The organism is Campylobacter concisus (assembly GCF_003048905.1).
Lineage (GTDB): Bacteria > Campylobacterota > Campylobacteria > Campylobacterales > Campylobacteraceae > Campylobacter_A > Campylobacter_A concisus_V.
Genome location: NZ_PIRO01000001.1, coordinates 296,527 through 311,199 on the forward strand (window position 1 = coordinate 296,527; position 14,673 = coordinate 311,199).

At 34.6% G+C, this 14,673-nt stretch carries 14 protein-coding genes and 1 tRNA gene; 1 reads left to right on the forward strand and 14 read right to left on the reverse strand.

The features are described from left to right. Window positions 1–4: 4 nt before the first annotated feature. Complete coding sequence (locus CVS95_RS01485; protein WP_107695921.1) at window positions 5–1,837, forward strand: peptidoglycan D,D-transpeptidase FtsI family protein; 1,833 nt, start codon at window positions 5–7, stop codon at window positions 1,835–1,837. Window positions 1,838–1,948: 111 nt separating this feature from the next. On the opposite strand, the gene CVS95_RS01490 is transcribed toward CVS95_RS01485, so the two are convergent. The 14 genes from CVS95_RS01490 to CVS95_RS01560 all read right to left on the reverse strand — a co-directional run bounded on the left by CVS95_RS01490 (window position 1,949) and on the right by CVS95_RS01560 (window position 14,580). Continuing rightward, window positions 1,949–2,449 (reverse strand): hypothetical protein, encoded by a 501-nt coding sequence (locus tag CVS95_RS01490; protein ID WP_107695328.1) that lies wholly within the window; start codon window positions 2,447–2,449, stop codon window positions 1,949–1,951. 53 nt (window positions 2,450–2,502) lie between these two features. After that, window positions 2,503–2,877, reverse strand: coding sequence for a fatty-acid--CoA ligase (locus tag CVS95_RS01495; protein ID WP_234399982.1), 375 nt, complete (start codon window positions 2,875–2,877; stop codon window positions 2,503–2,505). Window positions 2,878–2,934: 57 nt separating this feature from the next. Next, window positions 2,935–6,030, reverse strand: coding sequence for a cytochrome c biogenesis protein CcsA (gene ccsA / locus CVS95_RS01500; RefSeq protein WP_107695330.1), 3,096 nt, complete (start codon window positions 6,028–6,030; stop codon window positions 2,935–2,937). A gap of 45 nt (window positions 6,031–6,075) precedes the next feature. Beyond that, window positions 6,076–6,633 (reverse strand): c-type cytochrome, encoded by a 558-nt coding sequence (locus tag CVS95_RS01505; protein WP_087578611.1) that lies wholly within the window; start codon window positions 6,631–6,633, stop codon window positions 6,076–6,078. 92 nt (window positions 6,634–6,725) lie between these two features. Next, entirely contained in the window at window positions 6,726–8,000 is a 1,275-nt protein-coding gene (locus CVS95_RS01510) for an OprD family outer membrane porin (RefSeq protein WP_107695331.1), read from the reverse strand. A 255-nt stretch (window positions 8,001–8,255) separates the two neighbouring features. Continuing rightward, a complete protein-coding gene (locus tag CVS95_RS01515) occupies window positions 8,256–8,693 on the reverse strand; it encodes a hypothetical protein (protein WP_107695332.1) in 438 nt (145 codons plus the stop codon). A 133-nt stretch (window positions 8,694–8,826) separates the two neighbouring features. Continuing rightward, window positions 8,827–9,414: a hydrogenase-4 component G gene (locus CVS95_RS01520; RefSeq protein ID WP_107695333.1), complete on the reverse strand. Its 588-nt coding sequence runs from the start codon at window positions 9,412–9,414 to the stop codon at window positions 8,827–8,829. An 83-nt stretch (window positions 9,415–9,497) separates the two neighbouring features. Next, window positions 9,498–9,932 carry a Dps family protein gene (locus CVS95_RS01525; RefSeq protein ID WP_107695334.1) on the reverse strand — a complete coding sequence of 145 codons (435 nt, stop codon included), beginning with the start codon at window positions 9,930–9,932 and terminating at the stop codon, window positions 9,498–9,500. 150 nt (window positions 9,933–10,082) lie between these two features. After that, on the reverse strand, window positions 10,083–10,460 hold the full coding sequence (locus CVS95_RS01530; RefSeq protein ID WP_107695335.1) for a rhodanese-like domain-containing protein: 378 nt from the start codon (window positions 10,458–10,460) through the stop codon (window positions 10,083–10,085). A 405-nt stretch (window positions 10,461–10,865) separates the two neighbouring features. Beyond that, window positions 10,866–10,942: transfer RNA gene (locus CVS95_RS01540), tRNA-Arg, on the reverse strand. Between the two features lie 78 nt (window positions 10,943–11,020). Next, on the reverse strand, window positions 11,021–13,099 hold the full coding sequence (gene fusA, locus CVS95_RS01545; RefSeq protein WP_107695337.1) for an elongation factor G: 2,079 nt from the start codon (window positions 13,097–13,099) through the stop codon (window positions 11,021–11,023). A 12-nt stretch (window positions 13,100–13,111) separates the two neighbouring features. Further along, entirely contained in the window at window positions 13,112–13,582 is a 471-nt protein-coding gene (gene rpsG / locus CVS95_RS01550; protein WP_107695338.1) for a 30S ribosomal protein S7, read from the reverse strand. Window positions 13,583–13,660: 78 nt separating this feature from the next. After that, a complete protein-coding gene (rpsL, locus tag CVS95_RS01555; RefSeq protein WP_021090705.1) occupies window positions 13,661–14,059 on the reverse strand; it encodes a 30S ribosomal protein S12 in 399 nt (132 codons plus the stop codon). Between the two features lie 131 nt (window positions 14,060–14,190). Beyond that, on the reverse strand, window positions 14,191–14,580 hold the full coding sequence (locus tag CVS95_RS01560) for a DoxX family protein (RefSeq protein WP_107695339.1): 390 nt from the start codon (window positions 14,578–14,580) through the stop codon (window positions 14,191–14,193). Window positions 14,581–14,673 lie beyond the last annotated feature (93 nt).

Sequence of the window (14,673 nt, forward strand, 5' to 3'; positions counted from 1 at the left end):
ATTAATGAATTCCAGAAAATCAAAAATAACCATACTTTTTTTATTAATTACTTTTGGAATTTCAATATTTGTACTTGTTATATTTTATAGGGCAAGTATCGAGCGAAAGCTTCCTAGACTTCAAACAAGCGATATAAATACGGCAATTCGTGGCAATATAATCACAAAAGATGGCTTTAGCATCTCTTCAAGCCAAAAGCTCTACAAAGTGATGCTTGATACTAGAAACATCGATCCTAATAAAAAAGAGATGTTTATCAAACTATATTCGCTTTACAGCGGCGACGATCCAAACAAAGTAAGAAAGATCATAAATGGTACAAAAGGTATTGTTACACTTTCATATAGCATTGATGCAAAGGGCGCTACCTACCTTCAAGAGCTCTCAAGAAAGCTAAATCGTAAAAGTATCTTGGTTTCATACCTTGACCCAAAAACAGGTCTTGCTTCGTTTCAGGGCATGAGAGTAATGGAGAGTGGCCAAAATCGTAAATTTATGTCAAAAGATGCTCTTACGCCAGCTATTGGCTACGTGAGCAAAACTGAAAGTGACGCACTTACAAAAAGTAAAGGCGTAAAAGGTCTTGAGAGATATTATGAAGATTATTTAGCTCCTATACAAAATGCAAAGATTTTAGGGCCTCGCGATATTGGAAATAATATTATTTTAACAAGTGACTCAAATTTAGCAACAAGAGTAGATGGCTACAATGCGGTGCTCTCTATACCATTAAAATTTCAAACTAAACTAGAGCAAATTTTAGATGAAAAGCGTGAATTTCTAGATGCAAAAGAGTTAGTTATATGCATAATGAATAGCAAAAATGGAGAAATTTTAGCCCTAGCTTCTAGCTCAAGGTATGATCCTTCAAATATAAGAAAGCAAGATTATAGCGCTCTAAATTCGACCGTTAGCGAATATGCTTATGAAGTTGGCTCAGTTTTTAAACCATTTATATTTTCTATCTTACTTCAAGAGAAGAAAGTAAATCCATTCGAGCTTGTAAATACCTATAATGGCCGATACCAACTTGGCAAAAGGATAATCAAAGATACCCATCCGGAGCCTTTTATGAGTGCTGAAGACATCATTGTGCACAGCTCAAACATTGGCATGATTCAGCTTGTTGAACGTTTAAATGGGCCACAAATTTATCAAGGACTTTTAAATTTTGGCTTTTCAAGAAAGACTGGCATAGATCTACCTTACGAGCAAGTAGGTATGATGCCAACAGTTACAAAGCTAAACTCATCGACATATAAGGCGACTGTGAGCTACGGATACGGCTTGCAAGCTACATTTATGCAGCTTTTAAAAGCCTATAATACATTTAATAATAAAGGCATTGAAGTTACTCCTCACATGGTTGCCTACTTAGAGAGAAATGGAAAAAGATACGATTTGCCAAAGTCCGAGCCAGCTCAAGTTATATCACAAGAGACCGCAAAGATAATGAAGAGAATTTTAATAAAAACGGTTGAGAAAGGTACTGGACTGAAAGCCTTTACGCCAGGACTTGAGATAGGTGGCAAGACTGGAACTGCACACATTGCCTCAGGTAGTGGTGGATACAGCAATACCTACAATGGCTCATTTTTTGGCTTTGTAAATGACACAAGAGGCAATAGCTACACAATAGGCGTTTTAGCAAGGGATCCTAAAAGACCTTACTACTACTTCGGTGCTCAAAGTGCCTTGCCTATGTTTAAAAAAGCAGTTGATCTGATGGTTGAGGATGGATATTTATTTCCTGATGCAAATGTAATAGCTGAGTTTGAAGCCAAAAAAGATAAGCTTAAAAATGATAAGGCAAAACAAAAACCTGCTTTGGACTAAAATTTTAAAAACAAAAAAGACCTAAAAACTAAGCAAAAACTAAATATAAAATTTCTCTTGCTTTTTGGCATTTTCTCTAATTGCAAAATCTTTAATGCTCTTAAAATACTTTTAGTTTCTAATAGCAATTAAATTATAAACAGAAAATCTAAACTGATCAAAAAGATTTAAGCCTTTCATATTTTTAGAGGTTACCCCTTTATCATCTTTGTAGTTTTTTCCGCCTAAAAAGAGTAGATAAATAAGTGGCGTAACATAATTAAATCTTAAAAAAATCGCTACAATACAATGAAAAAAGCCGTAGTTATATCTGATACAAATATAAAAACCATAAATTATATAGGCTATCATTAGAATCAAAAAAGCATAGAATACAAAGCTTAAACCAGCATAATCTGAAATATTTAAAAAGCTGCAAACAAAAATAAAAGCACTTACAAAAGTAGGCAATATAATGATTGGAAAAATTATATGAAGTCCAATTAGATCAAATTTACTCGCATAAACCTTTATGTTATATCTACCTGCTGGGATTATCAAAAATATAGGCAATACGATTGAAAATAAAATAAGAAATATTACGTACACAGAATCAAAATCATAAAAACTCATTTTTATCCCAAGCTTAATTTTAAGATATTTTAACTACACTTTTTTAAATAAATTTATCTACGATTTTTGCGATTTTCTATGCCGATTTTCTCACTCTCTTCTATCTCGACAATATAGCTTGGATTTTTCTTTTTAGCCTCTTTGTCTAAAAAACTAATGAGCTTCGCATCAGAATTTTTATGAGAGCAGATTAAAATTATGAAATTTATATAGTTATTTGCTTCTTTTGGCATGACTTGGTTATTCTTAGTTGGTATACTAAAATTTCCTACAAAAATTTGAATAAGTTCGAAAAGCTCGTTTTTACTTAAACTATTATCACCTGCAAGCTTTTCAAGCTTTTCGATCGTTATCTCTTCTTTTTCTAATGCAAGTTCCTTTGTTTCGGTGCTATAATCCCTATTTCCTAAAAGTATATAGATTAACACACAAATTGCAATTAATAACAATACAATAAAAAAAACTATTAGACCTTTTATTAGCATTTAAAGCCTTGAGCAAAGTGATCGCTTTGTAAATGCCAAAACACTCATAAGTACCATTATCACGATACTAATCCAGATAAAATCAGGCACCGGCAATGGATCGCCAGCTGCATACGAGTGCATGCCAGCTAAATAAAAATTTACGCCGAAATAAGTCATAATAATCGACCAATAAGCAAAAAATGAAGCCACTGCAAATGCATACTGGTTGTTTAGTTTTGGAATAAATCTTATATGAAGAACCGCGGCATAAACAAGTATCGAAACTAGCGCCCAAGTCTCCTTGCTGTCCCAGCCCCAATATCTGCCCCAGCTCTCGTTCGCCCAAACACCACCCAGGAAATTTCCAAGAGTAAGCAAACTAAGTCCTAGTATCATAGCCATCTCATTTATACGAGTAGCTTCGAGGATATTGCGAGAAATTTCTGGATTTGGCTTTTTCTTATTTTGTAAAATGATAAGCAATAGTGTAAAGCCACCAAGTAACGCGCAAAGCCCTAAAAATCCATAACTTGCAGTAATGACAGAAACATGTATTGTTAGCCAGTAGCTTTGAAGCACTGGCACAAGTGTAGTGATCTGCGGATCCATCCAGCTAAGGTGCGCAACAAACAATGTAACACCAGCCAATATAGACGTAAGAGCAAGAGCGATAGGGCTACGTTTTGCAAAGACGATACCAGAAAATCCTAGAGCCCATGAGATATAGACCATTGATTCATAAGCGTTACTCCAAGGCGCATGCTCAGCAATGTACCAACGAAGTCCAAGTCCGACAGTATGAGCAAGAAAAGCTAGTAAATTTACAATGTATACAACTCTTACAATACCATTTATCTGAACTTTTGGAGCTAGCATTTTGACAAAAACAAAAAATAAAAGTGCAAGGCCAGCCAAAAGATAAACCGGCGTCAATCGTTCAAAAATTTGAATTTTATTAAACAAAATTTCTATATTTATCTTTTCTTCACTTGGCATTACAGCAAAACCGTACTTTTGCTGATAGGCTGAAATTTTATCAAGTGTGGCATCAGCCTTACTCCAATCATTATCTTTTGTTGCTGCATCAACTGCTGCAAAATACTCTCTCATCATATTAATGACTAGATCGGCCTCCTTAGGCGGAAAATACATCATTGCACTAGCAGGTGAATACCAAGAGTTTGATGGGTCATCTTGTTTTGGAAAAATTTTAAAAATTTCACCAATAAATATCATATAAAAAACATTCAATCTCTCGTCGATCTTTATCACATCTTTATCAAATGTATTGCGTGATCCAGGATGCTTACGATTAGCAATTTCAGCAAATTTTGTGAGTTTATATTCACTTCCACCATCTTTTGTGGCTCTAAAAAAATCATTAAAACTTGCATATTTTGCATTTTCATCTATGCCAAGCTCTTTTTTTAGCTCCTTACTTTGTCCAAGTGAGATAATTTTTTCACTTCGCCAAAAATCAGGCGTTACCATTATTGAAAGCATGGCTTGATTCGAGTTTAGGCTATTTATACTCTCGCTTCTATGTATTTTATTTAAAATTTCTTTACTAAGAGTGTCAAATGGCTTCATTCTACCATCTGAGCTTTGCACAATAAGTCTAGAAAGCTTTTGTGTGTGCTCTTTGCTGATATTAGGCAAAAAGTCTTCAGCCTTTAATGAGCTAAAATTTAAACTTAAAAGCATAATGGCAATAATAGCAACAACCTTTTTACCACCTTTTGTTGATTCATTATCTATTAACTTAGCTAGCTTTCTAAAACGACTACCAGGATTTACAACATTTAACACAAAGCCAAGTCCAAGTAAAAAGTAGCCAATGTAAGTTGGTATCTTGCCTGGATCTTTATTGACAGAGAGAATCGTTCCTTTTTCATCTGTATCGTATGAACTTTGGAAAAATCTATAACCATCATAGTCAAGCACATGATTCATATAAATTTTATAGTCAAGCCCCGATATGTTTGTATCGTCTTTTACAATAACTTCACTTGAATAACTCATAGGCGAATTTGAGCCGGGATATCTTTTAAGCTCAAAGTCTTTTAAGTATAAGCTAAACGGAAGTTTAACTTGCTGTGCGCCCCATGAAGCGTTAAATTTTTGTCCAGCTACAGCCAAGCGTGAAGGTTCTGTTAGGTTATAAAAAATATGCATCTCTTTACTCTCGCCTTTATAATTTAATTCAGCTATCAAGGCGTTAAATTCGCTATCTTTTGTGCTAACTAGCTTTCTTGAAGCATTAGCTGAAACTAATCTTGGAGCAAAATTTATATTTGAAATAGTATAAAGACTGCCCATGCCAAAATCATTTACACTACCAGCTTTTAACTCAGTTTTTGAACTATCACTCATTGTAAATTTTGAAAGATCAGTATTTGAAGTAACTGTGAAATTTCCGTCCACTAATTTAAAAAGCACATATTTTTTACTCTTGTCTGGCTTAGCATTAAAGATAAAACTAATATCTGCAACTCTTGCTTCCTCTTCTTCTAACAAGAAGATTTCTTCACTTTCACTCTCGTTTGAAACCACAAATTCCACTACTGGTTGCCCATTTTTATCATCCACAAACTTATAACTTGCATTTGGCACAAATTCTTTAAATTTTAAATTAGCTTCATTATCTGCTATTTTTAGCTTTAGATCAAAACCTTTTTTTGCATCAGAAAGTCCTAACGGCAAAGCAGCGTTTATCTCTTCTCCATTATCGTTTAATGCGGTTAAATTTAAATAGGATATTTTTGTCGTAACGATATTTGACTGAGTTTTCTCTCTTATATGCATATCAGCCTCAAAGCCAAGATATCTTGTTATTCCAGCACCGATTAAGATAACGATAAAACCAAGGTGAAAGATAAGCGAAGGAAGTTTTTTGGGATCGATTAAGTTGTATCTAAAGATATTATAGGTCAAATTTATACCAAGAAGTAGTTGAATTAGCGCAAACCAGCTGGCACCATAAACATAGTACCATGCAGCTTCTGTGCTAGTTTTACTTTCTATTATTGTAGCGGCTCCGCTAGCTATGGCAAAGATTATCATCAAAACGATAGCTGAGCCCATACTTAAAAATAATGATTTTGGATTTAACATCTGCTTCCTTTTATTTATATTATGACAAAGCTATCAAAGTGAAACTTATCTTAAATAACTGCCTTGCTTTGTTTGAGTAGAGACCGGCTTATTCTCATTTGTGTCTTGTTCAGCAAATGCATCTTTACCTTTTAGATAGGCGAGAATCGCGCCAAGATCATTATTTGAAAGAATTTTAGCTTGGTTTTGCATTACATTTTTGCCGCTTCCGCCAAAACTTGAGTCACTTCTATAAGAGATGATGCTATCTTCAATATCTTTAGCATCCATATTTTTTAGAGGTGTTGAACCAAATGGCCTTTTATCAGCATTCTCGCCATGACAGCTAGCACATTGCTTTTCATAAAGCTCCTTACCTAAAGAAACACTATATCTACCCTTTCTATCAACGCCCAATTTTAAAATTCTATTATCTTTATAGCGTCTTGGATCTTCATCAACATAGACATTTACTTTTTCATTTCTATCATTAGCCTGCTTTTTTGCCATTTCAGCAAGTTCTTTACCAAACTCACCACGAGCTTCTATATAGTAGACTTGTGAAGCTGCAAAGGCATTTGCCACCAAAAAACACGCCAAAAAAGAAATTTTAATACTTTTCATAATTTTCCTTGAAATTTTGCTCTAAATTTAAAAATCCCGGATCAGATTACTCCGACCCGGGATTATATCATAAGTTGATTAATGAGCTACGATTAGAATGAGTATTTAGCCTCAAATCTGAATTGATCTTCTTTGTTTTTAGCCTCATCAGCAAATTTTGAAGTTTTGAATGCATAGTATGAGCTAAATGTTAGCTTTTTGCTATATTCATATGCAAATCTTGGGGTAACCTCTTCAACTTTTTCTTTGCCATTTTTGCCAGGAGCTGCAGCGTGTTTAATGTGGCCTTTTATGTAATCAACACCAACTGTAAATTTATCAAATGTATATCCAGCTGTTCCATATACTAGGTTTGCTTTTCCATCAGCCCAAGTTGGATCAAGTGTAAGCTCACCAACATCTATTAGACTACCTTTATCTTCAAGAGCAAATGATGTTACACCTTTATTATCAACTTTCCAACCCATATAACCAGCTCTCAAATCAAAACCAAATAGTGAAGCTGTAAGTTCGCCAGCATAGAAGTTACCATCATTATAGTTTGCAACGCCATTAGATTCATCTATACCTTTAGAAAGATGTGCTTTTGCACTTTTATCTACAGTAGTATTTATATAGTTAACTCTACCACCTAAGCTAACATCATCATTAATAGCAAAATTTGCTGAAACATCAGCTGCAAGTAGATCAGCTAGATTTGTTAGGCTAGCATACCATAGTTGGAAATTGATAGGATCGTATGAACCAGCGATACCAGCAGCATATAGATTACCAACATCATAAATATTTAAGTAACCAGTATTTACATATAGATCTCCATCACTCTCAACACTATCACCCTCAATTGCATCAAAAGCTAAAGCAGTAAGTGTTAGTCCTTCAATATCTTCATTTACTACTCTTACACCAGTAGCGATAGCATCATCTGTAAAGAACGAGCCAATCTCTTGTTTACCAGCTGTTATAGTAGTGTTTCCAGCTTTATAGCCAAGATAGAACTGATGAACTTTAAATGGATCAGTTGTATTAGTTTTATCTGTACCAGTGCCTCTAGAGCCTTGATCTCCTTGAGTATTATCACCAGAATTATCAGTAGCGTTATATCTTAAACCAATAACGCCAAAGAAGTTATCATCAATTGCAGCTTTAAAATTTGCTACTGCTTTAAATTGATGACCAGCTAATGAGCCAGACTCTGATTTTGTATTAGAAAACTCACCGTGTTTTTTATCATTTGTATATCTATATCTTGCAAATCCTGAAAGATCTACATTTTTTATAGCTTCTTCAAGTGGAGTAGCACTTGCTACGCTTGAAAATGCACCTAAAGCAACCAAAGTGGCTAAACTAATTTTTGTTAGTTTCATTTTTTCTCCTTTTAAGGTTTTGTGCTGACGATTATAATCAATAAAATTTAACATGAAGCTTAAAATTTTTAATTTCAGTTACCGATTGTTTACCGTAATTAATCAAAAATAGGCAAAAGTTGATAATTTTAAATAAAACAAGGACAAAATTTTAAAGAAGTAAAAAGAAAAAGGGGCTGTTGCTTTGCCCCTTAAAAGGAGTTCTAGTTTTGATTGCTGTTGAAATTATATAAGCAAGCAGTAAATCAACGGTAATTAAAAAGAAATTTTTTCCTCTTTTGGCACTTCGATATTTGTTTTTACATTTTTTCTTTTAATAACCACTTCATTTTGCGGCTTTTTTATACCATTATATAAGCCACTAGAGCCGCCCTCTTTTATAAGAAGCATATCTATAAGTTTATCTGCATAAAAGGTCGCATAGACCAAGTCGCCTTTATCATAATAGTATCTATTTGCACAAAAATTTGCTTTATTGAGTTTGTGATTTTTTGTATCGCTCGCTACTATTTCATAGCAGTATTTTGAATCTTTATATGTAACCTCTTTTATAAAACCTTTGATCGAGCTTTTTACTGGTCTATTTTGCATGACCTGTCTTGGCTGTTTTCGCACTGGTGGGTTGTCCTCAAAAAATGAGCAACCCAAAAACATAATAGCAGTTGCCAGTGGAAGTAAAATTTTAGCTTTCATCTCTTCTCCTTAGTGTAAAACGGTGAAGTATAACTTTTAAGATTAAATAAATTTTGCGGGAAATTAAAGGCTCGTATCTAAATTTATATGCACAATCATATAAATTTATCTTAGGCGAGCCTGCTTAAGATAGTTAAGCTGAAACATTTAAAACGTTACCGCCAAGCTCGGCGATCTTTTTATCAAGTGTCTCAAGGGTCTTTTCAATAGTCTTTTGTGAAATTTCAGGAAGCTCACCTCCCCAAATTTTCTTCGCATCCTCAAAACCCTTTGCCACACCCTCTCTACCAGCTTTTAGTTTTTCCACGTCATCGCCTGCACCATTTAGCACAAAGCTAGCTATCCTATCAGCCGTATTTGCGATACCAAAAAATCCATTCTCGCTAATAAGATCATTTGCCTCGTCACTACTTAGCTCGTTTAAAGATTTACCGTTATAGCCGATACTTGCAAGATCAAGTCCTGATAAAATTTCTGATAAATTTTTAGGCGCATTAAAGCTTAAGCCACCTTGAGCTAATAAATTTGAACTACTACTTTTAACGATCTCTTTTTGATACTGCAAAAAGTAGCTATTTGAAATATCTTTGGCTGTTAAATTTGTAATTTCAGACTCTTTTTTAGAGATATTCTTTTCATCTCTATGAAGCGAAATTTCTGATTTTACATTTTCTTTTATACTTGAACTATTATATGAGTTTGCGATTTGAGAAATTTTCATTTTGGCTCCCTTAAAATTTATAAAATCAATATCGCCAAAAAGTAGAATTTATTTAGATAAAGCGGGAAAACTCCCGCTAGTAGTTATTTGCTAAGTGTTGCGTTTAGCATCCAGATCGCTTTTTCAAATTTTGCGATTTGATCTTGTGCATACATTTGAGTTGTTGTATCACCTTCTGCAAGCTCGTCAAGCTTTTTAAACTCGCCTAAAAGGTGTTTATAATCAGCCAAGACAATCTCTAAAACCTCAGTTGGAGTGTAAATTTCTTTTGGCTCGTGTTTGATATGAGTAACTTTTGCTAGCTCCTCAGCCTTGACGATAGGTCTGCCACTAAGCATAAGAGCTCTCTCAGCTGCATCGTCAAATATCTCACTCATATCTTCATAAGCTTTTTCTGTGTATTCATGAACGCTAAAAAATTGAATACCTTTTACATTCCAGTGAAGGTCGTGAAATTTAATATAAAGTGCATTTGCATCAGCCTGAATAACATTTAACTGTAAAATAACTTTTGACATTTTGTCTCCTTTTTTATTATAAATATGATGAAATTATATATAGTTAGAGTTAATCGGTAGTTAATCAAATAATAAATTTTATTATTTAATATAAAATTTGACTACAAAATAAATTTATCTTGTAGTCAAATATAGGATCATAAAATTTGTCTATTTTTTATAAGGCGTAGTTTTATAGCCTTGCTCGATCAAGCTACTCATACCTCCATCTAAATTTATTATCTTAAGATCCGAGCTATCTATCGCTGCGGCTGCTGCTGTGCTTCTTCTGCCACTTCTACAAACAAGAGCAATAGGTTTTTTGACATCAACTGCCTTTGAAAGCTCCTCTAAAAATGCACTCTTATCGTTTGGATTAAAAGTTATAGTCTTTGCACCTGCGATAACGCCAGTCTCTTGCCACTCAGATGGAGTTCTTATATCGATAATCTGATCATATTTTTTGATCTCATCTGGGCTTATATTAACAGTTTTAACATCAGCTGACAACATACAACAAACAGCTCCTAAAAGTAAAAATTTTTTCATCTACTCTCCTTAAATAAATTTTTGAAATGTTAGCACGGATTATTAAATATATAAAAATTTTTGTTGATAAAATTTATTAGTTTAGATAAAAATTAATAATATAACGTGTTGATAAAAAAGCTAAACCCACTACGAATGCATATATAGATAAACCGACTAGATTGATGAAAATATAGTCATTTACCATTACGCTTTTTATAAAATTTTCTTTGATATTAGTGATCTTGTTTGCATATAACTTATAATCTTTTTTATAAAGTCCATTCTTTGTATTTTTTTCTTTTACTCTATTTGCTATCAGCATAAGAATATTTTTTATAAATTGCTATATCTTATTATACGTTTTAGTATATTTAAAAAAACACTTGTTTGAGTACTTTGTATTTTACAAAGGCGATTGTATGATGGTGTCCCCAACAGGGTTCGAACCTGTGGCCTTAGAATTAGGAATTCTACGCTCTATCCAGCTGAGCTATGAGGACAATTCATATTTTTGTAGATAGATTTTATCAGAATAAATAATTTTTGAAGGACAGATTACTCTGCCCTTCTTTGGTTAATTAGCCATTTCTCTTTTTAATGATTTCATCACTTACGTTTTTAGGAACTTCTTCGTAGTGATCAAATTCCATTGAATAAGTTGCACGACCTTGAGTCATTGAGCGAAGATCTGTTGAATAGCCAAACATTTGAGCTAATGGACAATAAGCTGCAATAATCTTTACGCCATTTCTATCATCCATTGAATTTACTTGGCCACGGCGTTTGTTAAGGTCGCCTATAACATCACCCATATACTCTTCTGGAGTTTCAACTTCAACCTTCATCATAGGCTCAAGAATAACAGCACCTGCCTTTCTAGCACCTTCCTTGAATCCCATTGAAGCAGCAAGTTTAAATGCCATTTCAGATGAGTCAACTTCATGGTAGCTACCATCAAATAGCGTAACTTTAACGTCTTCAACTGGGTAACCAGCAAGAACACCGCTTTGAAGTGCCTCTTTGCAGCCTTTTTCAACAGCTGGAATATATTCTTTTGGAACAACACCACCTTTGATATCATTAACAAACTCAAATCCACTAGCAGCTGGAAGCGGCTCAATACGTAAAAATACGTGACCGTATTGACCACGACCGCCTGATTGTTTAGCATACTTATACTCTTGTTCAACTGTCTTACGAATAGTTTCACGATAAGCAACTTGTGGTTGTCCAACTTCAGCATCTACCTTAAATTCACGAAGCATACGATCGACAATGATCTCAAGGTGAAGCTCACCCATACCACTAATGATAGTTTGTCCGCTCTCTTCATCAGTGCTAACTCTAAAGCTTGGATCTTCTTGAGCTAGTTTTTGAAGAGCGATCGCCATTTTTTCTTGATCTGCCTTTGTTTTTGGCTCAACTGCAACACTGATAACTGGCTCTGGGAAGTCCATTCTCTCAAGGATAACTTTATCTTTTTCACTTGCTAGAGTATCGCCTGTTAGAGTATTTTTTAGACCAACAACAGCGCCGATCTCACCAGCGAAAAGCTCAGTAATCTCTTCACGTTTATTTGAGTGCATTTTTAGTAAACGGCCGATTCTCTCTTTGCAGTCTTGAACTGTGTTGTAAGCATAGCTACCACTTTCAAGGCTTCCTCTATAAACACGGATAAATGTTAGCTGTCCAACAAACGGGTCAGTCATAATCTTAAACGCAAGAGCGGCAAATTCGCCATCATCTGTACTTTCAACAGTTACTTCAGCGCCATCTTCATAAACACCATTTATTGCTGCGATCTCATCTGGAGCTGGTAAATAATCAACAACAGCATCAAGTAGAGGTTGGATACCTTTGTTCTTAAACGCAGTTCCGCAAAGCATAGGCGTGATAGTCATTCTCAAGCAGCCTGCTTTTATGCCTTTTTTGATCTCTTCTTCACTTAGCTCTTCACCAGCAAAAAATTTCTCCATCAAGCTATCATCTGTCTCTGAAACTGCTTCGATTAGTTTTGCACGGTATTCCTCTGCTTTTTCTTTAACTTCAGCTGGAATTTCTTCTTCAACATAGTCAGTTGGTTTTTTCTCATCATTCCAAACATAAGCTTTCATTCTTACAAGGTCAACCACACCTCTAAAGTTATCCTCGGCACCTATAGGAATTTGAATAGGAATTGGGTTTGCTTTTAGTCTTTCCCTGATTTGCTCTTCAACTCTAAAGAAATTTGCACCAATTCTGTCCATTTTATTAACAAAAACGATTCTTGGTACGTGATATTTATTTGCTTGTCTCCAAACAGTTTCTGATTGTGGTTGAACACCTCCAACAGAACAAAATACTGAAACAGTACCGTCAAGAACACGCATAGAACGCTCAACTTCGATAGTAAAGTCAACGTGTCCCGGAGTGTCAATTAGGTTTATTTGATAACCCTTCCAAAATGCCGTAGTTGCAGCTGAAGTAATAGTAATACCACGCTCTTTTTCTTGTTCCATCCAGTCCATGGTAGCAGCACCATCATGAACCTCACCTATTTTATGGCTCATGCCAGTAAAGAATAAAATTCTCTCACTAGTAGTTGTCTTTCCAGCATCAATGTGAGCCGCAATACCGATATTTCTTACCTTATGTAAAGGCGTTTTTCTCTCTGCCATACTAATTCTTTCTTACCAGCGGTAGTGAGCAAATGCTTTATTAGCCTCTGCCATCTTGTAAGTATCTTCCTTCTTCTTGAAAGATGCACCTTTTGAGTTTGCCGCATCTAAGAGCTCATTCGCTAGTTTATCTATCATAGTTCTTTCGCTTCTCTTTCTAGCGTAAGTTATAAGCCAGCGAATAGCAAGAGCTTGTTGGCGAGCTGGGCGAACCTCAACTGGTACTTGATAAGTAGCACCACCAACACGGCGTGATTTAACTTCTAAAATAGGTTTTACATTTTCAATAGCATCGTTAAAAATATCGATGCCTTTAACCTCAGCATTTTTCTTTTCTATGGCTTTAATGGCACCATACATTATCTCAGTAGCGACGCTTTTTTTGCCATCATACATAAGAGAATTAATAAATTTAGTGATTATTTTATTTCCGTAAATCGGATCAGGTAAGACTTCCCTTACAGGGGCTTTTCTTCTTCTCATTTTGATCTTTCCTTCAAATTTTTATGAAATTTTACTCAAACGTTTGCAAATTTTAGCAACGTCTGCGAACCTAAATTTTTACTTTTTTGTTGCAGCTGCAGCGCCAGCTTTAGGGCGTTTCGCACCATATTTAGAACGAGAAACTGTTCTTTTTGCAACACCAGCAGTATCAAGTGCACCACGAACGATGTGATATTTAACACCTGGTAAGTCTTTAACCCTACCACCGCGAACTAAAACGATACTGTGTTCTTGTAGGTTGTGACCTTCACCACCGATATAGCTGATGACTTCAAAACCGCTTGTTAGCCTGACTTTGGCAACTTTCCTCAAAGCTGAGTTTGGTTTTTTAGGAGTTGTAGTATAAACCCTAGTGCAAACTCCTCTTCTTTGAGGGCACTCTTTTAACGCTGGAGATTTTGACTTAACAGTCACTTTCTTGCGTTCTTTTCTGACCAATTGATTTATGGTTGGCACAATAATTCCTTTCAACTAAATTTATTAAAAAGACCTAATTTTATTTAAAATAAACTTAAATAACGGTTAATAAGTTAGACTTACTCATCTAATTCTTGATTTTATAAAGACTATGCTGTCTTTATTTTGTATTAGTCTTGTTTGACAGCATATTTGCCACTACCTATCAAAAGAATACAAAGTGAAATAGCAATATAAAGGCAAATAAGCTCTGATTTAAATCCATTAACCTCATTTAATGCAAATAAATTTGCAAATCCATAGTACGAGTATAAAATAGTAATACTAGTACCTAAAACTAGGATAGCGCCTACCCTTGAATAAAAACCAATAATTAACATAATTGGCGCTAAGACCTCTCCAAGGTAAGAAAAATATGCCAAAAATCCAGGTAAACCAGCATTTACTAATATACCTTTTACTCCACTAAGTCCATGTAAAATTTTACCAAAGCCATGCATAAAAAGGCAGATACCGAGTCCTAAACGTATAAATAAAAGTCCTAGATCAACGTTTTTCATAAATTCTCCATGATGTGGTTTCAAAGATAAGGATTTTATTAGGTGATAGTTAATAGCTTGTAAATTTTTAATTGATTTAATTCTATAAAGAGA